We start from the raw sequence: 26862 nt of genomic DNA on the forward strand, positions 1-26862 counted from the left end.
TCAGCGCCACCTGAGCCCACGGAGCCGGAAGGCGACGATGCCCACGGTTCCGAGTCCGAGAAGGACGATTCCCACCATGACGGGCACGAAGACCCGGCTGCCGGTCTCGGCCAGGTCGTCGTCCAGCTCACCGGTGCGGGCATGACCGTCCGGCGGGCTGGTGACGTGGAGCTGGACTGTGGCCGAGCGCTCCGACGTGAGGTCGTCGACCGCTTGCACCGCATTGACCGAGTACTGACCAGGAGCGAGGTCATTCAGCTCGACTTCCCAGCGGCCCTCGCCGTCGGCCACAGTCACGTGCTCGCCGACGTTCGGCTCGTCCTCTATCGTGTCGGCGCTCTCCTCGCGCAGAATCCGCACCGCGACGGTGCTGTCCGGCAACGCCGACCCGGCAATCGCGTAATCGGCTTCCACGCCGCCCTCAGGAGCGGCCACCAGAGGTGCTCCCGGCACGATGCCGATGTTCTCGAGCACCACCTCGTCCTCGCCGCTACGGGTCTCCTGGGTGACCGTGGCTTCAAAGCGCCCGGCCCGCTCGGCCCCGCTGGGCGAGACCGTCCATGTGCCGTCGTCATCGACGACAGCCGAGGTGGTCGAATCGTCGAACTCAAGCGTGATTCGAGCCCCCGGATCACCCGTGCCGAAGAACCGGGGCTCGGTCGCGTTCGTGGTGTCTCCCTCGGCCGGCGTGTGAACCACCAGGGAGGCGACCTCCGCGACCTCGAAGGTGCCCTCGACGGTCTCGGACTCCGTCTCGCGAGTGGACGGTGAGGGCGTGTGCTGGGCCCTCACGGTGTAGTTGTGCCGGCCGGGTGGCAGCGCGTCCTCGATCGGCACTCGCCAGCTGCCGTCGGCTCTGACCACGGCCTCAACGGGTTCATGCCCGCCGACGGTAACGACGACGGTGGACCCAGCTGCTGCGTCGATGTTGCCCCGGAACGTGGGCTTCTTTCCGGTGACGTCGCCCTCGACAGGTGCGGTCACGGCTGGAGCACCCACGTGGACGGAGAGGTTCCAGTCATCGCCATACAATGACGCGACGTTCGTATCACCACCGGACAATCGATAGCCGATGGCCACCTGGGGGCTTTGACCGGCGTCGCCGCAGTCGGTTCCGGTCAGGGTAGAACCTGCGCTGACACCGAGTGCGTAATGGCCGACGACGACGGCCCCTCCCGAGTCACCGGAGACAGTGCAGGCGTCGAACATGAACCCGGTGACATCGTCGCCGCCGACCTTGACAGTGCTCTCAGCCGCGACCACATTGCCGCACGTCCATCCCGATGTGATGCCGCTTTTGCAGGCAGGCGCCCCCGAGATCGGCGCCATCGAGTCGTAGATGGACAGCCCCGCGCTCTGCTCCGGGTCACCGCCGCCAGCAGCGACCTCGGGCCTCAGCCGAGCCTCACCGTTTATCTCCACCAACGCGGCGGAGTCTCCGCCTCCGACAGTGAGACCGCCCACGAGCAGTTCTCCCGGCTCGTTCTCCTCGTCCTCGGGGTCTTCAGTGCCAAGAAGACCGTTGGTCAGATCATCGAGCAGCGAGCCATTGCCGTCATCGGCATGGGTATCGCCTTCGGTCTCGTGACCGGTCTCGTCGGTGGTGCCGTCTTGCAGCGACAGATCCAGCAGATTGATCGGTCCGTCCAACGGCTCCGAATCGGACACCAAGCAATGACCCGCGGTCAGCGACAAGGGCTGCCCGGCAGACGACGTGCCGCTGAAAGCCGCCGTGCAGCGGTAATAAGTGTCGGACTCCTCGATGACATATCCGAAGCCACCGCTGAGGGTCTGCGTACTGGAGTTGGCTTCCGGTGGCGCATCGCCGGATCGGGCCGGTCCGCCCACGAAGTCGGCCTCGATCGGAATGACCTTGTCATTCTGGCGGTCGGCGAAGGCGACCCTGCCTTGGGATCGAGCAGCCCGGACGGCATCGAACAGCGCGTCGCCCACGTGCACCTTGGCGCCGGTAGCGGCGACAGCCGCCTGTTCAGAGCGGTTGCCCACGCTGACGTGCAGCCTCTGCCCATCGAGCCAGGCCGACTTCACGACGTCTCCCAATGATGCGATGACGTCGTCCGCGGTCTTCGCGGCGGCAGCGTCGGCCAGGTACCGCTCGGCCGACATGTCGAGGTCACGTTCGATCGCCTCGACCAGGTCGGACGGGAGCTCGGCCGCCTGAGCGGTGAAGTCACGCGGTTCGAACTCGCGCATGACGACGTCGGGGACGGGTTGATCGCCCTCCGATGACTCGTCGTTCAACGCGTCCGCTGCCGTGGCGCCTACCGCCATGATGCAGACGAGCGACGACGCGAGTGCGGCGAACGTGAGACGCTGCCCGATCACTCGAGCACTCATGAACAGCTCCTGTGTCCCCGTAGTCGGCCCCCTGCGTATGCGACCGCGACATTACCGACTTGCTGAGCGCCGGTAGGTATCGGGCCGCTGCAAACCTGAGCCAGGCTACCCGTCTTCGGGCAGGCGCGCACCAAGAAGCCGGCAGGCCATCCCAGGCGCCTTCATCCCCGCAGCACACGGGCACGTCGGGCCCAGTCCGGAAAATCCGGCGGCGAGGCTCGAGTTCTGTGAGCCGTGTCACTGTCACGGATCGAGCAATCCGCGCTGAGTCATCTCGCTCCAGAACACTTCGGGAATCGGGTACTCGAGAAGCGACACGGACTCCACGATCTCCTCGGGCCGTCTCGCCCCGACCACCACGGAACCGCCGGACTGATCGAGCAGAGAGTATCGTCCGGCAAGTAAGACACAGTCCGGTCCAGGCGCCTCGGCCTCACGGAGAAACCGGGATGCCACGTCGGCATGGTTGACGCCGAGCGATACCGCGCCGACCACACCCTGCTCACGCAGGCCGGCGAGCGCACGATAAGCCTCGGTGACCGCGACCGGATAGTTCTGCTCCGGATCGTGGATGTGCAGCACATCGATTCGATCCAGACCCAACCGGTCCAGGCTGTCCGAGACCGACCGCAGCACAGCGCGGTGCCCGTAATCAAGGCGCGGCCCCATCCCCGGAGGAGTCTCGGCCCAGATCGGCTGGGTGTCGGTGCCTCCGGCCTCGATCAGCCTGCCGACCTTGGTACACAGGACGAAGTCCGCACGGGGCCGCGTGCCCAGCGCAAGACCGGCTCGTCGTTCCGAGAGCCCGTAACCGTAGACCGGGGCCGTATCGAACAGCCGCACCCCCAGCGACCACGCCTCGTCAATGGTGGCAATGGCTTGTTCGTGCGGTACCGCGGCGAACATGCCGCCGATGGACGCCAGACCGAGGCCCAGCTTGCTGACTCGCAGGTCGGTTCTGCCCAGCTGAACAAGATCGTCATCGTCCATGCCGGCCGACGTTAACGCCTGCCACTGACATCGCTGCTGGCGATGTCGTCGCCGAGGACGTCGACACGCTCGGCCCAGACATCGAGCAAAGCGTCGTCGTGACTGACCGCGAGTACCCCCATGTCGCGCTCGGCCACCTCGTCGTTGACGACGCGGACCAGGGCGGCCGTCGTCGAGGCGTCGAGCATGGACGTCATCTCGTCGCATACCAGGTATCGCGGCTGTAGCGCCAGCGCACGGGCCAGGCACGCACGCTGCAACTGCCCGTCGCTCACCTCGTGCGGCTTCCGGCTCATCAGGTCCGCGGTCAGATCTACCCGCGCGGCCAACGTCTCCACCCGATCCCGGACCTCGCGGGAAGAACGATGACTGGCACGAAGCGGCTCGGCCATGACTTCGGCCAGAGTGAACCGCGGATCGACAGAACGCCGTGGCGACTGGAAGACGACCCCGACGGCGGTGCGGAGCCGGCGCGGCGCCCGGTGCCTGGTTCGGTGCACCCGCTCCCCATCCACCATGACCTCGCCGGACCACGGCGCGAGCAACAACGCCACCACCCGCGCCAATGTCGACTTCCCACAGCCGCTCGGTCCGGCCAGGCCGATGACCCGGCCCGGATCGACCGACAGGGTGACGCCGTCCAGCACCGGGCTGCCTCTCCGGTACCCGACGGTGATGTCCGTTGCCGTCAGCGACATGCCACCGCCCGTTCTCCATACCAACTCAGTCCCACGTCCCCTGAGCACTCTCCCGGACAACGGCGATGAAAAGCGCAACCGGGCGGGAGATCGGTCAAAGACGGTGGCCGGCCTGGAATGGGCACGAGCCCGCCCGCTGGCAACGCCCTCATCAGACCCCGGGTGTAGTCGTGCCACGGATCGGACACCAGATCGACCGCCGGGCCCAGCTCGAGCAACCGGCCCGCGTACATCACCGCGAGATCATCCGCGACGCGCTCGGCGGCAGCGAGGTCGTGGGTGATCAGCAGGACCGTGCGGCCGTCGTCGGCCAAGGAACGCAACAGATCCACCGTCCGGTCGACGAGCACGCGGTCCAAACCCGCGGTCGGTTCGTCAGCCAGGATGACGGGAGGGTCACCGGCCAGGGCCAATGCCGTCGCCACCCGCTGAGCCATCCCTCCGGACAACTCATGCGGGTACAGATCCAGATCGGCAGGGTCCAGCCCCACCTGCTCGGCAAGCTGTTCGACGCGGCCCGCCTCGCGGCCCTGAAGAAGCCGCACCACCTCCGTGAGCTGGGACCGCGCCGTGCGCACCGGTGTCAAGTGAGAGGCCGCGGACTGCGGGATCAACCCGATCCGCCGTCCGCGAACGCGGGTGGCCAACTCGTGCTCGCTCGCTCGCAGCAGATCGGCCGGTCCGTCCTCGCTGGTCAGCATCACCGAGCCGCGTACCTGCGCGTTGCCCGGCAACAGTCCGAGAATCGCCGCGGCCAGCACGGACTTGCCGCATCCGCTCTCTCCGACCAGAGCGAGGATCCGGCCGCGCCGCAGCGCGAACGACACCTCGTTCACCGCCCGGACCGTGCTGCCGCTGGCCAACCGGATGCGTACGGACAGCGCCTCGACCGTCAGAACACCCCCACTCCCCTGTTGATCATGGGCACATGCCACCTTTTGGGGCCCGAGAATGGGAGCCTGCCCATGATCAACAGGCGTGGAGGCGTCACCGCGGGGAGCGGGGGTCATGTCAGCCCTTCCTCGCTCTGCCGCCTCGGCAGCGTGTGGTCTCGCCATGCGGCGCCGCACGCCGCGACGGCGAGCGTGGCGGCCACGAGCATCAGCGACGGAAAGACCAGCGTCCACCACGAACCGAGCAACAACGACTCGCGCGCCTCATCCAGCAACGTGCCGAGGCTGGCGCGATGCGGCGGCAAGCCCAGGCCGAGGAAGCTCAGCGCCGACTCATGCCAGACCGCATGCGGGAGCAACAGTACGGCTGCCAGGACGGCCTGCGGGACCACCGCGGGCAGGTAGTGCCGCCGGATCACCCACCGGCGCGAAGCCCCGCCGGAGATGGCCGCGTCGACGAACTCGCGCTGCCGCAACGACAGGATCTCCGACCGGATCAGCCGTGCTACCGGCGCCCAGTGAGTCAACGCGATCGAGGCGACGATCGCCACGACGCTCCCGCGGTACAGCGCGACGATCACGATGCCGAGCAACAGGTGCGGCACCGCGTTCACGGTGTCGACCAAACGCATCACGATCCGGTCCACCCAACCGCCCGCCGCGCCGGCGAGCGCCCCGACCGCCACCCCGAGCACCGTCGAGATAACCGCGCACAAGCCCGCGATCAGCAACGATATTCGCAGGCCGGCAGCGGTGCGGACAAAGAGATCCCGGCCGGCCTGGTCGGTGCCGAACAGGTGGTCGGTGGAGGGCGCGGAGCCGGCCGCTGCCAGGTCGATGACCCGTTCGTCGAGCCCAGCGAGCATCGGCACCAGGACGGCATACGCGACCAGCGTCACCAGCACACCGATGCCGAAGAACAGACGCTGCCGAGCCGTCAGCCTTGTGCGGCGGCGCCCTGGCCGGGCCCGAGTCCAGAGCCGGCCGGCATCGATCCACACCCCTGGTGGCGACGCCGATCCAACCGGGTCTCGGGTGGGCTTGCGGGTGCCTGTGTCAGCCATCGGTGGCCACCCTGGGGTCGAGCACCGCGTACAAGACATCAGCGATCAGCGAGCCGAGCAACACGACCACGGCGGCCAGCAGCGTCAACGCTGCCAGCAAGGGGAAGTCCACCTGCATCGCCGAGCGGACCACGGCCTCGGCCACACCGGGCCAGGAGAACACCGCCTCCACCAGGATGGCGCCGGTCACCAGTTCGGGCAGCCGGGCGCCCACCAGCGTCACGAACGGCAGCAAGGCCGTCGGCAGGGCATGGCGGAGCACCACGGTACGGGCCGGAAGGCCACGTGAACGAGCCCCCGTGACATGGTCGGAGCCAAATGCCCCGATCAGCGACTGCCGGACGTGTAGCAGCAGCCACGGCAGCTGGGCGATTGCCAGCACACCAGCCGGCAGGACGAGGTGTCGTGCGACCTGCCCAACACTGAGCGCTGCCCCGGCGTCGGTCAGCCCAGCGACCGGAAGCCACGACAGTCCCAGGGCGAAGATCCCGATGGCGGCCAGCGCGACGACGAACGGCGGCACCCCTTCCAACGCATGGGCCACGGTGGTCGCGACGCGATCGGTGAACCCGCCCTGGCGCCACGCCGTCCACACGCCCAGCACCAGAGCGACGGCGACGGCCAGTAGCATCGCCGTTCCGGCCAGCAGGACCGTCCAAGGCAGCCGTTCCAAGAGAACGTCGGCCACCGGCTGCCCGTACACCCGGGACGTTCCGAGATCGCCGGTCAGCACGCTGCCCGCCCAACGCACATACTGCGCATACCAGGGATCGTCGAGCCCCAGGGTCTCCCGGAGCTGTTCCTGTTCCGCCGCCCCGGCCGTCAGGTACCGATCCCCCAGGTAGCCAGCGAGTGGATCGAACGGCGACGCCGCCGCCAGCCCGAAGACCACCACCGACGTCAGCACCAGGACCGGCACGATCATGGCCAGCCGGCGTAGCGCCATGCGGCCGATTTCCCGGCGCCGATCCGTACGTGTCACCCGTCGCCTCGCCGTTCGCGCTCAACCGTCACGCGCGTCTCCTCACTCACTTCGCCGCCACTCGCGGATGTTCCACCACGGCCCCCACTCCACGCCGTGCGCATGGGGTTCGACGATCTGCGTGGTGCCGGTCCATCGGTCGTCGGCTTTCATGACATAGGTGTGGTCGAGGAAGGCGAGCATGACGTAGGGCGGGTCGTCGACCAGGCGCTGCTGGATCTCGTGATACGCCTGTACCCGCTCTTCTTCGTCCAGGCTGCGCCGCCCCAGATCGAGAGCCGCGTCGACGTCGTCGTCCCGGAACGCGGTGGGGTTGAGAAACGGATTGGCGTCGTCGTAGTCAGCGAACTGGGAATGCAACGCGTTGTACACCTGGGGATCGGGGTCAAAGGGGAAGTCCCCACCGCCGAGCACCCCGGCGTCCTGCGGAGTGCGAGGACGGAACTCCGGGCGGTCCACGGCCTCCAAGGTCACCTCGATCCCGATAGCGCGCGCATCGGAGGCGAATGCCTGTCCGAGGTCACGCCGGACCGTCTCCTCGGGGAAGTACATCACCGTGAACTCCGCCCGTTGGCCGTCCTTGACCCGGATGCCGTCGTCGGCCTCGTCCCATCCGGTGTCGTCGAGCAGCTGGCTCGCGGCCTCCGGATCATGCTGGAAGACGGCGGCGGGATTGTAGTACTGCCCGAACACCTCGGGAATGAGTGTGTGCGCGGGGACTCCGTGTCCGGCCAGCACCGTTTCGATCATCGCCTCGCGATCCACGGCGAGGTTGAGGGCCATGCGGATGTCCGGGTCGCCGGTGACCGGATGACCCGCGGGCATGGTGATGCCCCGCCAGTCGGCGCTCGGATTGGTGACCACTTCGGCGTCGTCAGCGTCGGCGAACGTAGCCGCGAGCTTGGGCGGCAACCATGCCCCGTCGAACTCGCCCGAGCGCATGCGCTGGGCCCGCGTGTTGTCGTCCGTCGCGGAGGCAATCGTCAGCCGCGTCACGTCTGGCGCGCCGTCCCAGTATTCGTCGTTCGCTTCGAGCACCACCCGCTCGCCGCGCCGCCACTCGTCCAGCCGATACGGACCGGTGCCGATCGGCTCGGTGTTGAGCGGCGATTCCTCGACCGGTGCCGGGTCGGCCACAGCGGCAGCGGGGACGATTCCGAGCAGCAGCCGGGTGTCGAACGGTGCGTATGAATACTCTAGGTGGAACCGGACCGTGTGGTTGTCCACCTTCTCAACCCGATCGAGCATGCCGTACGCCGACGCGAGAGGGGAGGCGAAGGCCGGGTCGATGATGGCCTCGAATGTGGCCACGACGTCGTCGGCGCTGAATTCAGAGCCGTCGTGGAATGTGACGTCGTCGCGCAATTCGAGCGTCCACTCGGTGGCGTCGGCGTTCACCTCCGGCCGACCGGTGGCCAGCGCAGGCTCCAGCTCGGGCGTTGCCTGTTCACCGGCAGCCAGCCGGAGCAGCCCGTCATAGATCTTCGACGAACCGTCCTCGCCGTGACCGGCGACCGGATTGAAGTTCTCCGGTTCGTACGAGTCGGCCAGCACGATGTGGTGGTCTTGTGCCTCGGCGCCGTCCTCGGCGGGCTCCCCACACGCCGCCAAGACCACGAGCGCAACGGGCATCACAGCTGTTACTCGAAGCTTCACGCTGAGCGACAATAGCTGAACAGTTGTTCAACTGTGAAGGTGTGGGTGCCCGGGTTCGAGCTGATGGCAAGATGGCGAGCGTGAACGACGTCCCGGCGATCGATCCCCACAAACGAGCTGAGGCAACCGCCGCGCTACGCGACGACCACACCATCGACGCCTGGGCCCGACGCTTCGCCCTGTTGTCCGACCCCAACCGGCTGCGACTGCTGTTCTGCCTGCACCGAGCCCCTGGGATCGCCGTCTCCGACCTCGCCGTCGCCGTCGGCATGAGCGACACGTCGGTCTCACACGCGCTGCGGCTGCTGCGCAGCAACGGGTGGGTGAGGTCGGAGCGGTCGGGCCGCACCGTTCTCTATTCGCTCGACGACGACACGATCCATGACATGCTGCACCGCCTTGGGGCCACCCACGCCGGGGACGACGCCTAGTGTCACTGTCGCCTGGCCTGTCGGGGCGACGGGGGTATCGGCGCCTGAATCGGGGACGCCGCGCTACCGCAGGTACCGGGTCACGGCGTCGTGCCCGAAGTACTCGGCCCAGCCGAGCGGCGCGAGCCCGAACTTCGCGTCCGTGGCGGCGGTATCGGCACCATGCTCCACCAGGAAGCGCACCTCATCCACGGCGCCGGCACCGGCCGCGTAGTGCAGAGCCGTCGGCGATCCGGCGTTGACGTCGAAGCCGTTTCGCACCAGAACCCGAACTACATCCCAGTGCCGCAACGCGGCCACTTCACAGACCAGCTCGGGACGGCTCACCCGCGTCTCGGCCGCATGGTCCTGGACTTCGCGGGCGCTCGCTTGCGCATCTCCGGCGAGACCGGCCGCCACCAGCGGATTCTTCCGAAGACCGTAGGCCCGATACAGATCGCGCAACAGGCAGATCTCCGCGCCGTGCGCCATGACTTCGCGGTTCACGTGCAGCACCAGCTGAGCCATCGAGAATTCGGCGAACTCCTCGCCCTTGGCGCCCAGTGGTGCGCGCAGTTCGCCGTCGCTCAGAGCGGCGACGCCGTCATGCCAGAGCGCGTACGTCTGCTCGAGGAAGGCCAGCGCGTCGTCCGCCGTATCCGCCAACGGCTCGGGCCAGTGCCGTAGGTCGTACATGCCGGCGTCGTCCGGTGCGGTGGTGGGACCGAAGAAGGCGCGCGCCCGCGTACCGAAGATGTCTCTGCCGACGTGGACGGTCCTCCAGGCGATAGTGGTCAGGGGCGGGATCGGTGGGTCGGGTGAGAGCTGTTCGAGCTCGTAGACGCCGTCGGGCCCCTTGCGAACGCTCCAGCAACCGGGCACCGGCTCCCAGAAGTACTCGTCGTCGGTCAACCCGTCGAGGCGAGGACGCAGATGGGCGTGCCAGTAGAACTCGAGCTGTTCGAGCAATTCGGTACGCCATGTGTTCGTCATGTCCTTCACCGTAGAAGCCAAATAGGACACCCTGTGTCATATTTGAGGAATGCGTGCCGACCGGCTCGTCCAAATCGTCCTCCTGCTACAGACCCGCGGGCGGATGACCGCCGCTGAGCTGGCGCAGCGGCTCGACGTCTCCGCACGCACTATCCAGCGCGACCTCGACGCGCTGAGCCTGGCCGGCATCCCGGTGTATGCCGACCGCGGCCGGGCCGGCGGGTGGTCACTCAGCGCCGACTACCGCACCCGGCTGAACGGGCTGAGCCCGGCGGAGTCCGCGGCGCTGTTCATCGGCACCACCGGGCACGTGCTCTCCGACCTGGGCCTATCCACCGCTTCGACCAGCGCGATCACCAAGCTGCTCTCTGCCGTACCGGCCAGCGCCCGGCGGGATGCGGACCTCGCCCGCGAGCGGATACTCGTCGACCACGCCGACTGGCAAGGCGCCGGCGAGGCCTCGACCTGGCTGCCAGTGCTGCAACAGGGTGTGTGGGAGGAGCGAAAGCTACGGCTGCACTACGGACGGGCGCGACGCGCCGTGACGATAGCGCCGCTGGGCCTGGTCGCCAAAAGGCGCTCGTGGTACCTCGTCGGCCTGCGTGACGACGGCGAGTTCCGCACCTACCGGGTGCAACGGATCAGCCAGGCGCTGCTGACCGACCAAACCTTCGACCGCCCTGCTGGCTTCGATCTCGCGGGCCACTGGGAGAACACCAATCGGGAATACTTCGCCAGCCTGCGCGACTGCCCGGTGCGGCTACGAGTGCGTGGCGAGGTGGGGCACCGGCTTCGGTGGGCGCCGAACGCGGTGATCGACGACGCCACGGAGCGGCCGGATGGATGGTGGGACGTCGTTATGACGTTCGAGCGGATATACGAGGCCCGGGTCTACCTGCTCGGCCTGGCCGGCGACGTCGTCGTTCTCGAGCCGGCCGAGTTGCGCGCCGACATGCTTGACGCTGCTCGCGCGCTTCTGGAGGCCCACGATGCTGACCATCTGCCGGGCCGACCATCAGTTGCGGGATTTTTCCAATGACACCGGTCGATGCGCTGTCTACGATGAGGACGTGGCGCATCAGAAGACCCGGCCGGCCCGGATCGAGGACGTACACGAACTCGCTCTGGCCATGCCACACGTCACCGTCGACTACCCGGACGGTGCCGACAACGCGGCATATCGAGTAGGCGGAAAGTTGTTCATCGTCTTCCGCACTCCGCGACCCGATGCCGTCGATCCGGACACCGGCGAGCGATACGACGACGTGATCGTCTTCTGGGTCGCTTCCGAAAACGACAAGGATGCGCTGGTCCGGGACGAGTCGACGCCGTTCTTCACCACGCCGCATTTCGACGGCCACAAGTCCGTGCTGGCGCGAGGCAGCCAGATCCATGAACTCACGCTGGACGAGCTGACCGAGGTGATCCAGGATGCCTGGCTGTGCCGCGCGTCGGCGCGCCGGGCGCGGGAATGGCTGGCCGCCCACGCTCCTTCGTGATCACCGTGCCGGTCAGCTAGTGCCGGTCAGCCACGTCTGGATGTTCAGCGCGGTACGGACGTGTTCAGGAACTTCTGCCATCAACTGCGAGATCATCGTGCGGCTCTCGTACTGTCGCTGCGCATCTGCAGCCCGCAATCCCGTGGCCCGTTCCAAGCACAACACCAACCAATCCACACCGAGCACCAAGTCAACAGCCAGGTCTTGCGGGGACACGGAGGCGGCTTCGCCGCCTGCCGACTGATAGGCCGTGATGACCCACCCGGCGACGTCGGGCCGCTCCCAACGCGCAAGCGACATCGCGGTTCTGGCCAGTTCCACTCGCCCGTCCCACGGCATCGCCACGTCCCAGTCACACAGCACTGGACCGTCGTTGCCGAGGAGTACGTTCTTCTGGTCGATGTCTCCATGGCTCATCGGCAGGCCGTCGACATCATGGTCGGCGGCGTCGAACAGCTCCCCTACGCGGCCGATCCATGGCGAGATGTCAGCAGCGACGCCGGCGAGGTCTGGATCCACCGCGCGGAGCCGCTCGACGAGTTCGGGCCAGCCGTCCACGTTGTCCCGGGATGGCCGCGGGAACACCTCCCGGCGTCGTGGGAAATGCCGCACAGCGTGCATCTTCGCCAAGTCCTGGGCGAGGCGTTCAGCGACGTCTTTGCGCACCGGCCCCGCTGGACAGGGCGTGGCGTCGGCCCACTCGTGCACCCGCACCGGCAGCAACCGTTCCGCGTCGTCGGACTCGACATCGGCGAGGCATCCCCCATCCGGGCCGGCAACCGGGCGGGGCATCGACACACCGGCATAGAACGCGGCGAGTTCGAACTCCCACGCCTCCGCCAGCCACAAGCGCCAGGACGGGTCCTCCCACGGATCCAGAATCTGCTTGACGGCATACACGTTCACCGACGTCTCCAGCCGGTAGACCCGGTGCGACCACGCACCCGCCACCCGAGTCATCGTCCGCGGAGTCCCGTCGAGGGAGAACGCGGAAACCACAGCCGTCATGGACGGCTCAAGCTGCTCTGATCGGGCACCCATGCCACGCAATTTTGCCTTCAGCCGATGATCATTGGCGGTTAACCCCTGCATGGCGAGGTGAAGTGCCAATGATCATGCGGGGCTTGCTGGTTCAGTCGGTGCGTCGAGGAACGTGGTCACGACGTCTAGAACGAGTGCGGTGCGGCTCAGCCCGTTGAAATGCGTCGTGCCAGGGAACACCGCCAGTTGCGAGGTGGGGACGCCGACGAAGTCGCCGTTGACGTCGCCACCGCGCAACCGCAGGAACCGCACGGCATGTTCAAGGGTCACGGCGTCGCAGTCGCCCACGGTGATCAGCGTCGGCGCGGCGATGCCTTCGATCTCCACGTCAGACCAGCCGTCGAAGCCGTCGTCAAACGCTCCGAGCTTGTCGAGCAGACCTTGCAACTGGTCCGGATTCGGCGATTTGGCCAGGTAGTCCTGTTCCATGGGCGTGCCGGCGATCATGTCGACCGACAACTCGCCGACAGCCTCTTTGTTCTCGGGCCGGTCCCCGTCCGGGTGGAACGACACCGACGACACGACCAGCTTGCGGACCATCTCCGGGTGCTTGATCGTCAGGTGCAAAGCGACCGCACCGCCCACGCTGAAACCGAACACGTCAACCTGGGGAATCCTGAGGTGTTCTAGTAGTCCGACGATGTCGGAGGCCAGGTTGGCGCTGGTCAGCGGGCGGTCGACATCACCGGTTCGCCCGTGCGCCTGGAAGTCCACGGCGATGACCTGACGAGTCTTGGCCAGGCCCGGCAGGACCTGGCCGAACTGCAGGTCGATGTTGAACAACCCGCCGTGCAAGAGGAGCAGCGGTGTGCCACCCGAGCCATGGATTTCGTAGTACATTCGCAGCCCGTTGACCGGCGCGTATCCGGTCTGGGGGGCGGAGGCCGTCTGCCGCGCTTCGTTCGATTCGTCGTTCACCGTTATCTCCTCATTTGTCGTGATTTGTCGTGTTCAACGCTGTCATCTCTGTTACACACTCGATGAGTCCGGCCGATGATCCGGCCCAGGTCGCTACGGCCGCCAGTCGGGGTCCCGGCCGGTGAGAGCGATCAGCCGGTCGAGGAGCGGCGCGTCGTCCGGCACCGGGACGGGCGGACCGAATAGGCCGGGGGTGCCGTCGGGACTCTCCGCGACGGACTGCCGCACGAAATCATAGGTCGCTTCGAGCAGTTCAGGGTCGCAGGTGAAGGTCTGTCCGGTGGCGACGGCGACGTCCCACCCATGGACCACCACCTCATCCAGGGCGACGACACCAGCGACCTCGCCGGGTAGGTCAACGCCACCTGCCTCGGTCATTCCGGCCCACGACGACTCATCCTTCCAAGCATCGGCCAGAGCCGCGAGACGCGCGGGGATCCGCGTGCGCCAGTCCGGCCCGAGCCGCGACGCGTCGGCGGATGGACCCGGGCTCCCGCCTTCCGGGGGTGTCTTCGCTGCGGCCAGGGTGAACGCCAGGGACAAGCCGTCGATGTGGTCGAGCAGATCGCCCAGGCTCCTGCCGGCGCACGGAGTCGGCCCGGGCAGCTGCTCGTCGCGGACCCCGGTCACGAGGCCGGCCAGCACACGGGTCGCAGGTTCCAGATTGAGCATGAATTTCCTTCCCCGATCGATGCACTCTTTCGAAGCTTCGACTTCCCCGGCGCCGGAAACTCATCGGCGCCGGCCGAACCGCCTCGAGCCGGTCGTCGGAAGGGACGTCGAGCACTACGGTGTCCACACCGGACGCCAAAACGTCGCCCATGGGTGCCGCGCGCTATAGCCGCGGGTCGACGGGTTCTGATTCCAGAGCGAGGACAGCGAATACCGGCTCATGCACGCGCCAGAGCGGCTCGCCGCGAGCCAGCCGATCCAGCGACTCCAAGCCGAGCGCATATTCGCGCAGAGCAAGCGCGCGTTTGTGGCCGAGGTTTCGATCCCGCAATCTGGCCAGGTGCTGCGGCTCGGTGTAGTCCGGGCCATAGATGATCCGGAGGTACTCGCGGCCACGCACTTTGAGGCCAGGCTGGACAAGTCCCCGACGCGTGCGGGCGAGGTTGGCGAGCGGTTTGACCACCATTCCCTCCCCGCCGGCCGCAGTGAGCTCCTCCCACCATGCGACTCCGGCCGCCAGTGACTCGGAGCTGGTGGTGTCCACCTCCAATCGCGTCGTGGTGCGCAGAACTCGCGGCGAGGCGGCGACCAGGCGATCGGCGATCCGCAGGTGCCAGCCATGGTCGCGGTCGTAGTAGGTCTGTCCCTGGGTAGCGAGCACCTGGAACGGTGCGATGCTCACGCCTTCGAGGCCGGCGGTGGGCCAGCAGTAACGCCGGTAGGCAGCCGTGAATGCCGCTGCGTTGCTGATGCGAGCGCCGGTACGTTCAAGGAGTTCACCGACGTCGATCCCGCGACCACGCGCAGCCTCGAGGCCGGCGAACGCGGCTGGAAGCGCCGAGCATGCGGCAGCGCCGACCGTGGCGTATTGATCTCGCAGCAATTCCTCGGCCTTCGCCGACCACGGCAACAGTTCACAGTCCAGCAGGATCCAGTCGGTGTCGAGATCGTCCCACAGCCCCGCTGCCTCGACCGCCGAGCGAACACTGGTGAGCAGATCCTCGGTCAGTGAAGGAGAGAAGAACGAACGGCCGGTGCGGGTGTAGACCGCTCCGGTCTCTCCGTCGGTCGCACCGAAGCGTGCCGAAGCGACTGACGCGTCGCGACACACCAGCAGACACGCCCGAGAGCCCATGTGCTTCTCTTCGCAGATCAGGTTCGTGACCCCGGCCGAGTGATACCAGGCGAAGGCTTCGTCCGGGTGCTCGAGCAGTTCGGGATGCTTCGACGTGGCGACGGGCGCCATCGTCGGAGGCAAGTAGGGCAGCCAGCGGGGATGAAGCGCGAACCGGCTCATCACCTCCAGCGCGCCGGCGGCGTTCTCCTCACGGACGCTTACCCGCCCGTGGTGGGCCGTCTCGACGACCCGCTTGCCGAGCACATCGGTGATGTCGAGCTGGTCGTGTTCGCGGGAAGGTAGGTCGGGCGCGGACTCGGCCGTGGCGGGGAACGGTTTCAGCGGCTCGTACCAGACCTTCTCGGCCGGCACGGAGACCACCTCTTTCTCCGGATACCGGAGCGCCGAGAGCCTCCCACCGAACACGCAGCCGGTGTCCAGGCACATGGTGTTATTCACCCACTCCGCCTGAGGGGTGGGGGTGTGCCCGTACAACACCATCGCCTTGCCCCGGTAGTCGTTGGCCCAGGGATAGCGGACCGGTAGCCCGAACTCGTCGGTCTCGCCGGTCGAGTCGCCGTACAGGGCGAAACTTCGCACCCGCCCGGACGCGCGACCGTGGTAGGCCTCCTTGAGGCCGGCGTGCGCGACCACCAGCCGCCCGTCGTCGAGGACCAGGTGGGAGACCAGGTCGTAGCAGAAGTCCGCGACCTCCTGGCGGAATTCCTCAGTCTCCTCGGCAAGCTGGGCCAGCGTCTCGGCGAGCCCATGGCTGACCTGAACCTGGCGTCCGCCCAGCGCGCGGACCAGCTTGTTCTCGTGATTGCCGGGCACACAGAGCGCGTTGCCGGCTCTCACCATCCCCATCACCAGGCGCAGCACGCCGGGGGAGTCCGGGCCACGGTCTACGAGATCCCCGAGGAAGATGGGCCGCCGGCCCTCTGGGTGCTCCGCATCGACCGGTCGCCCGTATTCGTCCCGAACGAAGGTGTAGCCGAGAGTTCCAAGCAGGGTTTCGAGTTCGGACCGGCATCCGTGGATGTCGCCGACGACGTCGAACGGGCCGTGCTCGTGCCGGAGGTCGTTGAGCATCTTCTCCCGCACCACCGTCGCTGCCGCGACGTCCTCGGCCGTCCGGAGTACGTGAACCTTCCGGAAGCCTTCCTTGGCGAGGTGCCGCATCGACCGGCGCAGCTGTTCACGCTGTCGCCGCACGACCCGCGCACCGAAATCCCGGTCCGGCCGTTGCTCGTTCCGCTCGATGCACAGCTGTTCCGGCATATCGAGAACGATCGCGACCGGGAGCACGTCGTGCGCCTTCGCCAGCTCGACCAGCTGGCGGCGGGCGTCGCGCTGGACGTTGGTGGCATCGACGACGGTGAGCCGGCCGGCCGACAACCGTTTCGCCGCGATGTAGTTGAGAACGTCGAACGCGTCCGCGGTCGCGGCCTGGTCATTCTCGTCGTCGGAGACGAGGCCGCGGCAGAAGTCGCTGGAGATCACCTCGAACGTTCCGAAGTTCTCCCGAGCGAAGGTCGACTTGCCCGAGCCGGACACACCGATGAGTGCGACCAGGCTCAGCTCGGGGATGGCCAGTTCCGTCATGATGCCTGCCGCTCCGTCTCGTCGTTGCGGCTGAAGACCGCCATCTGGGTGGGCGGTCCGACCTCAGGGTCGTCGTCGCCGATCGGCACGAACCTGACGTGGTACCCACTGCTTGCGCACACGCCCTCGGCCCAGCCGGCGAACTCGGCTCGCGTCCACTCGAATCGGTGATCGCGGTGGCGCATCGTCCCGGCCCGGAGACCCTCGTATCGGACGTTGTGCTCGGCGTTCGGCGTCGTCACGACGACGGTCCCCGGCCGGGCGTGGGTGAACACCGTCTTCTCCAATGCGGGAAGCCGAGCCGGGTCGAGGTGCTCGATGACCTCCATGAGCACTATCGCGTCGTAGCCCGCGAGACGCTGGTCGCGGTAGGTCAAAGAGGACTGCAACAGCCGCAGCCGGGCTCGCTGGCTATCCGGCATCCGATCCAGGTTGAGCCGCCGCTCGGCCACCTGGAGCGCACGCGGGGAGACATCCACGCCCAGGATCTCGCTGAATCGCGCGTCTTCGATCAGGTCCCGGAGGAGCGCGCCCTCACCGCATCCGAGGTCCACGACACGGGCCGCCCCGACAGTATGAAGCGCCTCCAAGACCGCCTGCCTGCGAAGGACCACGAGAGGCACGGTGTCGTCCGTCCTCGAATCGCCGTCGACTGCGTTGTCCAGCGCTTCCGGCGGCAGATCGTCCGCCTCCGCAAGACGGGCGACAGCCGCTGAGACGAGTTCTCGCTGATTCACCAGGAACCGACGCGTGATCAATTCCCGCCGCGGGTGACCGGCCAGCCAGCCGCTCCCGGACCGGATGAGCTTATCGACCTCGTCGGAGGACACCCAGTAATGCTTGGCGTCGTCCAGCACCGGCAGCAGCACGTACAGGTGGGACAGTGCCTGGGCGAGCACGACCGTTCCACGCAGCCGCAGGTCGAGGTAACGGGAGTCACCCCAGGCAGGCATGGTCTCGTCCAGCGGGATCGGGCTCGCTTCTACCGACCAACCCAGTGGCTCGAAGAGGTCCGCGACCATCGCGGCGCCGCCGACGCTGGGCAGTGCCGGAACGTGGATCTCCAGCGGCAGCGGCAGGTCGACCAGGTCGGGCCTGGCCGCACACTTGCCGGCCATCGCCGTGCGGAAGACTTTGCCAAGAGCTACCGCCAACATCGACGACGCGGCGTACGGCCGGTCATTGACGTACTGGCTCAGTGCGAACGCGTCACCGCCGTGCCTGCGACCACGGACCAGCCCAATCGGATCGACCTCGAGTACCAGCGCCACCGTGCACCGCTCGGGCGTCGCTTCGGGGTAGAACACGTGCACGACACCGGTCGAGACGGTGAACTGCTGAGCACGGTCTGGATGCTTGTGAAGCAGGTACCCAAGGTCAGTCGCGGACTCAGCTGTCGAGGTGATCGTCACGTACACCCGCCCTATTGTTCACGACTACGCCGGGGCCACGCGCCGGCTACGCCGTGGCGAAGATCGTTGAGGGGTTGGTGTCGCCCTGGCAACACCAATCCCTCATCCATTCGCGGTGAGGCGGGCGGTCACCCAGGTTCGCGGGTCGCTGCCTCGAGCAGTTCGAGCACGTGGTGGTACTCCTCGCCCGTGGCCGCTGACATACCCATCTCGCATGTGCGGTTCGACGACGCGTAGGCGTGGACGTCGTGCTGAGCCAGCTCGGCCGCCTCGGCCTCGGTCGCACCACTGGTCAGCTCCGGATAGAACATCCCACGGTCACCGGCGAAGCCACAGCAACCCCACGCCGCAGGCACGACGACGCGTTCCGCGGCCGCCTCAGCCACGGCACGCACGTCATCGACGGTGCCCATGTGCACGTTGGAGCACGTCGGGTGGATAGCCAGCGACCGCAGCCGGCGCCACACCGTCAGGTGCGGCAGGACCGCGTCACCCACATAGGTGACCGCGTCGAGTACGCGCAACCGGTCGTAGCGCTCCCGGTCCGCGCCGACCAGCGCGGAGCCCAGCTGTTCCAGGCCGTGGGCGCACGACGACGCGTCACAGACCACCGGCAGGTCTCCACCACGCGACGCGGTCCACACCGCCGCGAACACGCGCCGCGCCATCTCCTCATTCCCACTGGTCAGGCCCTTCGAAGCCCACGGCGTGCCACAGCACAGCCCGCCGATGCCGTCCGGGATGGCCACCGGCACTCCGGCCCGCCCGCACAACCGCAGAAACGCCTCCGTCGCCCCAGGCCCGGCCAGTTCGCCCCCGGCCGGACCGAAGGTCGAAGCGACGCAGGCGGGAAAGAACACCACGGCCGCGTCCGGAGGCGCCTGTGACCGCGGGCGCGCTGGTCCCGGGCCGGGCAGGCCGGAACCCAACTGCGGAACCGCGGCCGGGCCGAGCACCCGGCGACCGGCAGAGCTGGCTCCGGCAATCAGCCGGTCCGGTACCACCTCGGCGACTCGCAATCCGGCTCGAAGCCCACGTACCGCCCCGCCCCAGTGTCGCGCCGCGGTGACGCCCGCTCGCTGGCCCAGCGCACCGTGGCGATCGGCACGCATCTCCTTCATCACCTTGCCCGTATCGATGTTCACCGGGCAGGCCGTGACACACAGGGAGTCGGCCGCACACGTATCGACCGCCGCGTAGTCGTATTCCTCCTCCAGCCGCTGCCGCCGCTCGCCAGTGGCGGCAGCGATCTCGCGCATCAGCACGATCCGCTGCCGCGGGGTGGTCGTCGTGTTGCGCGAGGGGCAGACCGGCTCGCAGTATCCGCACTCGACGCAACTGTCCACCGCGCTGTGCACCGCCGGGACGACCTTGAGGTTCTTCACGTGGGCCTGGGGATCGTCGTCGATCAGCACTCCGGGGTTGAGCAAGCCGTCCGGATCGAACAGCCGCTTGATCTCACGCATCACGTCGTAGAGCTGATCACCGAACTGGCGGCGCACGAACGGAGCCATGATCCGGCCGGTGCCGTGCTCGGCCTTCAACGAACCATCCCGGCCGAGCACCAGATCAACCAGGCCTTCTGTGAACGCTTCGTAGCGGGCCAGCTCAGCGGGCTCGTCGAGCTTCGGGTTGATCATGAAGTGCAGGTTGCCGTCTTTGGCGTGACCGAAGATGACGGCGTCGTCGTACCCATACTGGCCGAACAACCCGATCAGCTCACTCACCGTAGCCGTGAGGACCGGGACCGGAACGACGACGTCCTCCAGCAGCGCGGTCGAGCCGACTGGCCGGGCCCCGGCCACCGCCGCATACAAACCCTTGCGCACCCGCCACAGCTGGTTACGCACCGCGGCGTCCTTGGTCAACGTTGCCGGCGCGGCCAAACTCAACGCGTCGAGGGTGCCGCCCGCGGCGGCCACCAGGTCACTCAGCTCGGCCGCGTTCTCCGCCTGATACTCGACCAGCAAGGCGGTGTGGGCGACGACGTCGACACCGGCGATCGACTCCGGCACCGCCGGATCGGACTGGGCCACCCGCAACGACGCCGCGTCCAGCAGCTCGATGGCACGGGCGCCGGAGGCGATCAACGGCTCCAGCGCGTCGGTGGCGCCTGGCAGAGAATCGAAAACGAGCAGCGTGGTGGCCGCATGGGCCAGCAGCGGGACCGTGCGCAGCGTCACCTCCGCGACGAAGCCCAGCGTGCCCTCGCTCCCCACCAGCAGATGGGCGAGGATGTCCACCGGGTCGTCGAAGTCCAGCAGGGCGTTGACGCCGTAGCCCATCGTGTTCTTCATCGAGAACTGATGCTCGATGACGGCGCGCATCGCGGTGCTGCCGCGAACATGATCACGTAGCCGGAGCAGACCTGCGTGCAGCTCTGGCTCAAGTGCCCGCAGGCGTTCCGTCGCGTCCGCAGCGCCGGTGTCGAGGATGGTGCCGCTGGCCAGAACCAGCACCATCGACTCGACCGTGCGATAGGCGGTGTCAACCGTGCCGCAGGACATTCCGCTGGAGTTGTTCGCGACGACCCCGCCGATGGTGCAGGCGGACTCGCTGGCCGGGTCGGGCCCCAACCTCCGTCCGTACGGGGCCAGCCGGGCGTTGACCTGGCGCAGCGTCAGCCCTGGTTGGACCCGCACGCGGGCGCCGCCGTCGAGAATCTCGATGTCGCTGAACTGCCGCCTGGTGTCTACCAGCAAACCGGCCGAGGACGCCTGACCGGACAGGCTGGTGCCGGCCGAGCGGAACGTGACCGGCAGCTGATGCCTCCGCGCGGTATGCATCGCTTCGGCGACGTCCGAAGCACCGCGTGCGACCAGAACGGCGCGCGGGTGCAGCAGGTAGTGCGAGGCGTCGTGCGCCATCGCGGCCAGGTCCGAGACCGAGGTGCGGACCGCCTCGGCACCCGCGATATGGCGAAGATCGGCGAGGACAGCATCTTCTCGGGCGAGGGCACCGGTCATGGTCCAACCGTATCGCCCGCCGCCGGGGCAACCCCGCCCCGATCAGCCCCGCCGGCCCTGCCCCGTTCAGCCCCGCCGGCCCTGCCCCGTTCAGCCCCGCCGGCCCTGCCCCGTGATCGACAGTACGTTGTGGTTGCTAACCCGCAGCCACGACGTACTGTCGATCACCTCTGCGCGACCACAACCCACTGACGATCACCCGGAGGTGTGGTGGGTGTATCGGTCGTGGCCCGTGGTTCCGTGACCCGTGGTTCCGTGACCCGTGGTTCCGTGACCCGTGGTTCCGGTTCCGTGGGCCGTGGTCGCGCCCGCGGACCCTCCTCGGAGCATCGCGCCGCCGGGTCAGATACTGGTTTCATGGCAGTTTCGCGCTCTTCGTCTCTCAGCCCGCATACCCGCCTCGTCACCGGCGGGCGCCCCGATGCCGAGGCCGACGCACCGCTGAACCACCCGGTCACATTCGCCTCGACCTACCATGCCGGCGGTGAGCGCGGGTACGGCCGCTACGGAAACCCCACGTGGGAAGCGTTCGAAGACGTGCTCGGCGAGCTCGAAGGCGGGCAGGCGCTGGCCTTCGCCTCCGGCCTGGCCGCTTCGAGTGCGGTGCTGTCCCTGCTGCCGGAGGGCGCGGTGGTCGTCGCCCCCGAAACTGCCTATCTGGGCGTGCTCGACCAATTGCGCGAACGGCTCAGCACCGAACGCATACAACTACGGCAGGTAGACATCTCGGACACCGCAGCGCTCGAAGCGGCGACCGACGGCGCCACGATGGTGTGGCTGGAGACCCCGGCCAATCCGAAGCTCGACGTGGCCGATATCGCGGCCGCGGCGTCCGCTGCCCGCAGAGCCGGAGCCGTCAGCGTCGTCGACAACACTTTCGCCACGCCCCTGCTGCAGCGGCCGCTTGAGCTCGGCGCCGACGTGGTGATCCACAGCGCGACCAAGCTGATCGCGGGACATTCCGACGTCCTCCTCGGCGCCACGGTGTCCAACGACGACGACCTCGTGTCCAGACTCGAGCGCCACCGCAAACTCCACGGCGCGATCCCCGGTCCGATGGACGTCTTCCTCGCCCTGCGCGGCATGCGCACCCTGGGCGTACGTCTGGACCGGGCCCAGGCCAGCGCGGCCGAACTGGTCGGCCGCCTGGGCACGCATCCAGCGGTGGACGTGGTTCGCTACCCCGGGTTCGGGACCATGTGCTCCATCGAGGTGACCGGCGGCGCCGCCGGCGCGGACCGCGTCGTCCAGGCGGTCGAGCTCTGGGTCAACACCACAAGTCTGGGCGGTGTCGAATCCACCCTGGAACGCCGCCGGCGCTGGCCGTCGGAGAGCGAACTGGTAGACCCGTCACTGATCCGGCTCTCCGTCGGCATCGAGGACGTGGAAGATCTGTGGGCCGACCTCGCGCGCGCTCTCGATGCCGCGGTCATGGGCTGACCATGCGAGAACTCACGACCCTCGCCGATGACGCGGCCGCGAGCGGCGACGACGCACTGATGTGCTGGGCTGCTCAGCGGCTGGGCCGGTCCGGCGCCGCGTTCGCGCACGGTGACGCCGTGGCCGTGACCGTTCCAGCCTTGAACCGCCACGACCGGTTCGTGTTCCGTGGTGCGGTAGCTGACGCCGAAGTGCTCATCCGGCAGCTGTTACCCGCGTTGCCGGATTCATACCGGGCACTCACCGGCGCCGAACTGGCGCACCCGGTTCTGGATCGGGTGCCCGAACTCCAACTCGTCGCCGAGTTCGGCTGGATGGAGACGAAGTCGATCAATGCGACGGCGTCCGAGACGGTCAGCTGGCTCGGCCCGGATGCCCTGCCGGAGGCGACCGCCCTCATCGAACGCGTCTATCCGGGTGCCTACGTCCACCCCGGGGAATCACCGGAACATCGCTGGGCCGGCATGCGCGATGAGACAGGCCGGCTGGTGGCAGTTGTCTCCGACGCCTGCACTGGCGGTGGTGTCGGATTTATCTCCGGCCTGGTCACCGATCCGGAATTCCGCGGCCGCGGATATGGCCGTGCGGTGACGTCGTTCGTCGCGAATGAGCTGCTCAACACCTACGGCCGAGTGGCATTGATGGTCGACAACAACAACGACGACGCACTCCGGCTCTACCGGGCCATGGGATTCGTGGGTGAGACCGTCGCCGCCACGATGTGGGCTCCTGACCCGGCCACTGGCCGCTGATCCACACGACTTCAATACCGCCAGGTAGCCCTGACCGTCGAGTGAATCGGTTCACTGCCACCTGGCGGTATCGAAGTCACCGTCACTCGGACATCCCGTCTACCACCGCACGACGACGCTCCGGTCAGGCGCGCGTCAGCGTCAGCCGGAGGCGCCACGACGCGAGCCCGATGAGGACCACCGCGAAGGCGGCCAGCACCCCGAGCTGCGGCAAGATGTCCAACAGCGTGCCGTCCCGCCGGCTCAGCTCGGCGAATGCATCGTTCGCCCAGGCGTGCGGCGTGACGTGCGCGACAGTTCGCATCGTCGCGCCGAACAGGTCCAGCGGCAGCATGCTGCCACCCAGCGCGCCCAGCCCGAGCCCGACCATCACCGTCACGCCGGAGGCTTGCTCGTCGTTGTGCATGACGGCACCGACGAGCATCGCGGCGCCAGCGGCGACGGCCGCGAACAGCGCCAGCACCACGATCGCGCCAGGGATGTTCCCCCAGGACACACCGAAGATCACCGCCGTGGCGACCATGATGTAGACGGCCTGGAACATGCCGACGCTCCATCGGCCGGCCCCCTCGCCCACCACGATGGCCCGCAGGCTCGTCGGCGTCGAGAGCATTCGCCTGCTGATCCCGTACTTGCGACTCTGGATCAGCGCCGCCGCACCGGTGAGGGAGTTCAGGAAGGTCATCAACAGGAGCATGCCGACGGCGATCTGGTCGATGCCGAAGGGCTCGTCGTCCGGATCTCCGCCGCCGGCAACCGCCCGGTTGATCTCCACCGAGGGCATCTCCGCGGCCACCTGCGCGACGATGCTCATCACCTCGTCAGCCGGCGCTTCCACCTCCGGCACCAGCCGGCCCGCGACGTCGGGAACCACCGCTTCGGCCTCGAAAGCCCGGACGACGACCCCTTCCAGCTGCGCCGCGGCATCGCCCGCGCCCAGCAGCACAGTCAACTCCAAGGGCTCTCCCGTGCCGAGCACCGCCCCGGCGTCGTCCGGAACCACGACGCCCAACGACACCGTGCCGTCCTCGACCAGGTCACGGAGCTGCGATGCGGTGTCCACCCGGCGAACATCGGCGGCCCCGGTGTCTTCCAGCCGTTCGATGCTCTGGTCGACGAGCTCGCCGGTGCCGCTGACACCGACGTCGGGTGTGTCGTCACCGGCGAACTGTGTACCGATGACGAAGATGATCAGCAGCGGGAAAACGAGCACGAAGAAGAGGTTCGCTCGTTCGCGGAACATCCGGACCAGGTTGTACCTGGCGATCGACAGCACCTTCGTCACGGCCGCAACCTCCCGCGCAACAGAATCGCCGCGGGCACACCCGCCACCACCGCGATGATCACCATCGCCGCGGCCGGGCCGCCGACGACGGTCCACGTCGTCGCGTCGGTCAGATCCTCCAAGCCGTTGATGAACCAGTAGTGCGGCGTCATTCTGGCCAGCACGCCCATCGCGCCCTCACCGGACACCGGGAACCACGAACCGCCCAGCATCGCCAGGCCCACAGCGATGATCGCCTGGGCAGCGCTGGCCCCTTCGGACGTCTTCGCGATTCCGGCGACAATGGCCATCAACGCGACGGCGGTCAGCACAGCGCACCCCACCAGAACGGACACGCCCAGCCAGGAACCCCATTCCGCGCCCATTAGCAGGGCCCCGGTGACCATCAAGATCATGGTGGCGATCACGCCGAGCAGAAAGCTCACCGTCCCCTTGGCAGCCGTGATCGCATCACGGGGAATCGGGGCGGCCAAGAGTCTGGTCAGCGTCCCAGTCTCCTTCTCGCTGAGCAGTGTTGTCACGCCGAACTGCACGGTGAAGAAGACGAACATGACGGCCATCCCGGCCAGCATCCGGGCGCCGGTGTCGAGTCCCTCGCCGCCCGGCCACTCACGAGTCACCTCGATGCTGGATTCCAGCGCGACCGGTGGCGTCTCGACACCGAGCTGGCCGCCGGCACCGGCCAGCAACCGGGAGCGCTCGATGTTGGTCACGAACCCGTCCGCGATCGACTCGGCGACGCCGGCCTGGACTGGACGATCCGGGTTCTCGATCAGGTCGAGCTGGGTCGCGCCTCCTCCTTGACCCGCGACGCTCGGGCCGAAACCTTCCGGAATGATAATCACGGCGTCGTGCCCGTCAGCGTCGATCGCCGCCTCTGGGTCAGCGCCGGTCTCCAGAGCCGTCACCTCGATGCCGCCCTGGCCGTCCAGCGCCAGGATGCCCTGCTGCAGCTGGCCCGACATCTCGGACTGGTCGACGTCCACCACAGCGATGTCGACCTCGAGCTGGCCCTCGCCCAGGTCTCCCATGACAAGATCGAGCACGAACGCGAGGACCAGCGGGGTGAGGACGCCGAGCAGGAAGAACGACTTGTCCCGCAGCCGCTCTTTGAGGTCCTTGGCCGTGATGGTGCGAACGGCGGAAATCACTCGCGCAGCGCCTTCCCGGTCAGATGGAGGAACACCGCTTCCAGGTCCGGGCGCGCCAGGTCAATGGAGCCGATCTGGATGCCGGCGCGGGCGAGCTCGGCGAGGATCGAAGGCAGCCGGGCCGACCCCGAGTCGACGAGTACGACCACCGCGTGGTCCTCCACAGCGACGTCGGTGACGCCTTCGACGCCGCCGAGGCGATCAGCAGCGTTCTGAGCTGGGCCCGTCACCTCGATCCGGACCCGTTCCTGCTCACCGATTCCGGCGGTGAGTTCGGCCGGTGTTCCTTCCGCGATGACCCGGCCAGAGTCGATGATGCCGATCCGGTCACACAGCCGCTCGGCTTCCTCCATGTAGTGGGTCGTATAGAGCACGGCCATGCCTTCACCCGAGAGCGACTCCACGGATTCGAGGATGGCGTTACGCGACTGCGGATCCACGCCCACTGTCGGCTCGTCGAGGATCAACAGGCGAGGCGAGTGCAGCAGCCCGATCCCGATGTTCAACCGGCGCTTCATCCCACCGGAGTACTTGCTGCTCCGGTCTTTCCGGCGCTCTGTCAGCCCGATCACTTCGAGGATCTCGTCCACCCGGGCCGCAGTGTCTCGCTTGGACATCCCGTAGAGCGCGGCGAAGAACTTGAGGTTCTCCTCCCCCGTCAGGTCCGGGTAGATGGCCAGGTCCTGGGGCACCAGGCCGATCGCTTCCCGGCCCTGAGTCGACCGCGGGCGAATCCGCGACCCGGCCACGGCGACCGAACCTTCGTCGGCTTCCAGCAGTCCAGCGAGGATCGAGATGGTGGTGGTCTTGCCCGCACCGTTCGGGCCCAGAAGTCCGTAGGTCTCCCCGGCGTCTATGTGCAACGAGACGTCGTTGACGGCATGGATCGACCCGAAACTCTTGTGCAGCCCTTCGGCCTCGGCAACGCGAGAATCAGCAGTGGTGGCGACGGTCACGGAC

The 26862-nt window shown here is 67.7% G+C and carries 22 protein-coding genes; 5 read left to right on the top strand and 17 right to left on the bottom strand.

Annotated features, from left to right (window positions below; genetic code table 11):
* The 7 genes from F7O44_RS23245 to F7O44_RS23275 all read right to left on the bottom strand — a co-directional run bounded on the left by F7O44_RS23245 (position 1) and on the right by F7O44_RS23275 (position 8617).
* Entirely contained in the window at positions 1-2358 is a 2358-nt protein-coding gene (locus F7O44_RS23245; RefSeq protein WP_162452694.1) for an Ig-like domain-containing protein, read from the bottom strand.
* A gap of 243 nt (positions 2359-2601) precedes the next feature.
* The gene (locus tag F7O44_RS23250) at positions 2602-3348 is read right to left on the bottom strand and encodes an aldo/keto reductase (RefSeq protein WP_162452695.1); all 747 of its coding nucleotides are present in this window, start codon (positions 3346-3348) and stop codon (positions 2602-2604) included.
* An 11-nt stretch (positions 3349-3359) separates the two neighbouring features.
* Positions 3360-4046, bottom strand: a complete 687-nt coding sequence (locus F7O44_RS23255) for an ABC transporter ATP-binding protein (protein WP_162452696.1) — start codon at positions 4044-4046, stop codon at positions 3360-3362.
* Positions 4037-5056 carry an ABC transporter ATP-binding protein gene (locus F7O44_RS23260; RefSeq protein WP_162452697.1) on the bottom strand — a complete coding sequence of 340 codons (1020 nt, stop codon included), beginning with the start codon at positions 5054-5056 and terminating at the stop codon, positions 4037-4039. The genes F7O44_RS23255 and F7O44_RS23260 overlap by 10 nt, the downstream gene beginning before the upstream one ends.
* Entirely contained in the window at positions 5053-6003 is a 951-nt protein-coding gene (locus F7O44_RS23265; protein WP_162452698.1) for an ABC transporter permease, read from the bottom strand. The genes F7O44_RS23260 and F7O44_RS23265 overlap by 4 nt, the downstream gene beginning before the upstream one ends.
* On the bottom strand, positions 5996-6949 hold the full coding sequence (locus F7O44_RS23270; RefSeq protein ID WP_162452789.1) for an ABC transporter permease: 954 nt from the start codon (positions 6947-6949) through the stop codon (positions 5996-5998). Before F7O44_RS23270 ends, F7O44_RS23265 begins: the two co-directional genes overlap by 8 nt.
* Positions 6950-7027: 78 nt before the next feature.
* Positions 7028-8617, bottom strand: coding sequence for an ABC transporter substrate-binding protein (locus F7O44_RS23275; protein ID WP_162452790.1), 1590 nt, complete (start codon positions 8615-8617; stop codon positions 7028-7030).
* Between the two features lie 104 nt (positions 8618-8721).
* Here F7O44_RS23275 and F7O44_RS23280 point away from each other — a divergent pair, with 104 nt between their 5' ends.
* Positions 8722-9072, top strand: coding sequence for an ArsR/SmtB family transcription factor (locus F7O44_RS23280; RefSeq protein WP_222851623.1), 351 nt, complete (start codon positions 8722-8724; stop codon positions 9070-9072).
* 63 nt (positions 9073-9135) lie between these two features.
* Here F7O44_RS23280 and F7O44_RS29485 read toward each other — a convergent pair whose 3' ends face one another.
* A complete protein-coding gene (locus tag F7O44_RS29485; protein WP_162452700.1) occupies positions 9136-10044 on the bottom strand; it encodes a DinB family protein in 909 nt (302 codons plus the stop codon).
* Between the two features lie 49 nt (positions 10045-10093).
* On the opposite strand from F7O44_RS29485, the gene F7O44_RS23290 reads away from it, so the two are divergent.
* Together F7O44_RS23290 and F7O44_RS23295 are read left to right on the top strand one after the other, a co-directional pair.
* The gene (locus F7O44_RS23290) at positions 10094-11083 is read left to right on the top strand and encodes a helix-turn-helix transcriptional regulator (protein ID WP_162452701.1); all 990 of its coding nucleotides are present in this window, start codon (positions 10094-10096) and stop codon (positions 11081-11083) included.
* 91 nt (positions 11084-11174) lie between these two features.
* On the top strand, positions 11175-11543 hold the full coding sequence (locus F7O44_RS23295; RefSeq protein WP_246221387.1) for an MmcQ/YjbR family DNA-binding protein: 369 nt from the start codon (positions 11175-11177) through the stop codon (positions 11541-11543).
* Positions 11544-11555: 12 nt separating this feature from the next.
* Here F7O44_RS23295 and F7O44_RS23300 read toward each other — a convergent pair whose 3' ends face one another.
* The 6 genes from F7O44_RS23300 to F7O44_RS23325 all read right to left on the bottom strand — a co-directional run bounded on the left by F7O44_RS23300 (position 11556) and on the right by F7O44_RS23325 (position 21274).
* The gene (locus F7O44_RS23300) at positions 11556-12584 is read right to left on the bottom strand and encodes a phosphotransferase (RefSeq protein WP_162452703.1); all 1029 of its coding nucleotides are present in this window, start codon (positions 12582-12584) and stop codon (positions 11556-11558) included.
* A gap of 72 nt (positions 12585-12656) precedes the next feature.
* Complete coding sequence (locus F7O44_RS23305) at positions 12657-13502, bottom strand: alpha/beta fold hydrolase (protein ID WP_222851625.1); 846 nt, start codon at positions 13500-13502, stop codon at positions 12657-12659.
* Between the two features lie 93 nt (positions 13503-13595).
* Positions 13596-14174: a TIGR03086 family metal-binding protein gene (locus F7O44_RS23310; RefSeq protein ID WP_162452704.1), complete on the bottom strand. Its 579-nt coding sequence runs from the start codon at positions 14172-14174 to the stop codon at positions 13596-13598.
* 163 nt (positions 14175-14337) lie between these two features.
* A complete protein-coding gene (locus tag F7O44_RS23315) occupies positions 14338-16896 on the bottom strand; it encodes a polynucleotide kinase-phosphatase (RefSeq protein WP_162452705.1) in 2559 nt (852 codons plus the stop codon).
* A complete protein-coding gene (locus tag F7O44_RS23320; protein ID WP_162452706.1) occupies positions 16893-18314 on the bottom strand; it encodes a 3' terminal RNA ribose 2'-O-methyltransferase Hen1 in 1422 nt (473 codons plus the stop codon). The genes F7O44_RS23315 and F7O44_RS23320 overlap by 4 nt, the downstream gene beginning before the upstream one ends.
* Before the next feature lie 122 nt (positions 18315-18436).
* Positions 18437-21274, bottom strand: coding sequence for an FAD-binding and (Fe-S)-binding domain-containing protein (locus F7O44_RS23325; protein WP_162452707.1), 2838 nt, complete (start codon positions 21272-21274; stop codon positions 18437-18439).
* 357 nt (positions 21275-21631) lie between these two features.
* On the opposite strand from F7O44_RS23325, the gene F7O44_RS23330 reads away from it, so the two are divergent.
* Positions 21632-22714 carry a trans-sulfuration enzyme family protein gene (locus F7O44_RS23330; RefSeq protein WP_162452708.1) on the top strand — a complete coding sequence of 361 codons (1083 nt, stop codon included), beginning with the start codon at positions 21632-21634 and terminating at the stop codon, positions 22712-22714.
* Between the two features lie 2 nt (positions 22715-22716).
* Complete coding sequence (locus F7O44_RS23335; RefSeq protein WP_162452709.1) at positions 22717-23466, top strand: GNAT family N-acetyltransferase; 750 nt, start codon at positions 22717-22719, stop codon at positions 23464-23466.
* Between the two features lie 124 nt (positions 23467-23590).
* On the opposite strand, the gene F7O44_RS23340 is transcribed toward F7O44_RS23335, so the two are convergent.
* Genes F7O44_RS23340 through F7O44_RS23350 form a run of 3 tightly spaced genes read right to left on the bottom strand, consistent with a single transcriptional unit; the run spans position 23591 to position 26858 of the window.
* On the bottom strand, positions 23591-24751 hold the full coding sequence (locus tag F7O44_RS23340; protein ID WP_162452710.1) for an ABC transporter permease: 1161 nt from the start codon (positions 24749-24751) through the stop codon (positions 23591-23593).
* On the bottom strand, positions 24748-25902 hold the full coding sequence (locus tag F7O44_RS23345) for an ABC transporter permease (RefSeq protein WP_162452711.1): 1155 nt from the start codon (positions 25900-25902) through the stop codon (positions 24748-24750). The genes F7O44_RS23340 and F7O44_RS23345 overlap by 4 nt, the downstream gene beginning before the upstream one ends.
* Positions 25899-26858 carry an ABC transporter ATP-binding protein gene (locus F7O44_RS23350; RefSeq protein ID WP_222851626.1) on the bottom strand — a complete coding sequence of 320 codons (960 nt, stop codon included), beginning with the start codon at positions 26856-26858 and terminating at the stop codon, positions 25899-25901. The genes F7O44_RS23345 and F7O44_RS23350 overlap by 4 nt, the downstream gene beginning before the upstream one ends.
* Between the last annotated feature and the right edge of the window lie 4 nt (positions 26859-26862).

Origin of the sequence: Phytoactinopolyspora mesophila (assembly GCF_010122465.1) — a bacterium.
Lineage (GTDB): Bacteria > Actinomycetota > Actinomycetes > Jiangellales > Jiangellaceae > Phytoactinopolyspora > Phytoactinopolyspora mesophila.

What these genes read in the sequence shown, in the direction of transcription:
- F7O44_RS29485 (WP_162452700.1), bottom strand. Translation starts at nt 10,044, where the DNA reads ATGACGAACACATGGCGTACCGAATTGCTCGAACAGCTCGAGTTCTAC.
- F7O44_RS23255 (WP_162452696.1), bottom strand. Translation starts at nt 4,046, where the DNA reads ATGTCGCTGACGGCAACGGACATCACCGTCGGGTACCGGAGAGGCAGC.
- F7O44_RS23315 (WP_162452705.1), bottom strand. Translation starts at nt 16,896, where the DNA reads ATGACGGAACTGGCCATCCCCGAGCTGAGCCTGGTCGCACTCATCGGT.
- F7O44_RS23270 (WP_162452789.1), bottom strand. Translation starts at nt 6,949, where the DNA reads ATGGCGCTACGCCGGCTGGCCATGATCGTGCCGGTCCTGGTGCTGACG.
- F7O44_RS23275 (WP_162452790.1), bottom strand. Translation starts at nt 8,617, where the DNA reads ATGCCCGTTGCGCTCGTGGTCTTGGCGGCGTGTGGGGAGCCCGCCGAG.
- F7O44_RS23290 (WP_162452701.1), top strand. Translation starts at nt 10,094, where the DNA reads ATGCGTGCCGACCGGCTCGTCCAAATCGTCCTCCTGCTACAGACCCGC.
- F7O44_RS23300 (WP_162452703.1), bottom strand. Translation starts at nt 12,584, where the DNA reads ATGGGTGCCCGATCAGAGCAGCTTGAGCCGTCCATGACGGCTGTGGTT.
- F7O44_RS23260 (WP_162452697.1), bottom strand. Translation starts at nt 5,056, where the DNA reads ATGACCCCCGCTCCCCGCGGTGACGCCTCCACGCCTGTTGATCATGGG.
- F7O44_RS23265 (WP_162452698.1), bottom strand. Translation starts at nt 6,003, where the DNA reads ATGGCTGACACAGGCACCCGCAAGCCCACCCGAGACCCGGTTGGATCG.
- F7O44_RS23335 (WP_162452709.1), top strand. Translation starts at nt 22,717, where the DNA reads ATGCGAGAACTCACGACCCTCGCCGATGACGCGGCCGCGAGCGGCGAC.
- F7O44_RS23330 (WP_162452708.1), top strand. Translation starts at nt 21,632, where the DNA reads ATGGCAGTTTCGCGCTCTTCGTCTCTCAGCCCGCATACCCGCCTCGTC.
- F7O44_RS23245 (WP_162452694.1), bottom strand. Translation starts at nt 2,358, where the DNA reads ATGAGTGCTCGAGTGATCGGGCAGCGTCTCACGTTCGCCGCACTCGCG.
- F7O44_RS23250 (WP_162452695.1), bottom strand. Translation starts at nt 3,348, where the DNA reads ATGGACGATGACGATCTTGTTCAGCTGGGCAGAACCGACCTGCGAGTC.
- F7O44_RS23325 (WP_162452707.1), bottom strand. Translation starts at nt 21,274, where the DNA reads ATGACCGGTGCCCTCGCCCGAGAAGATGCTGTCCTCGCCGATCTTCGC.
- F7O44_RS23310 (WP_162452704.1), bottom strand. Translation starts at nt 14,174, where the DNA reads ATGCTCAATCTGGAACCTGCGACCCGTGTGCTGGCCGGCCTCGTGACC.
- F7O44_RS23295 (WP_246221387.1), top strand. Translation starts at nt 11,175, where the DNA reads ATGCCACACGTCACCGTCGACTACCCGGACGGTGCCGACAACGCGGCA.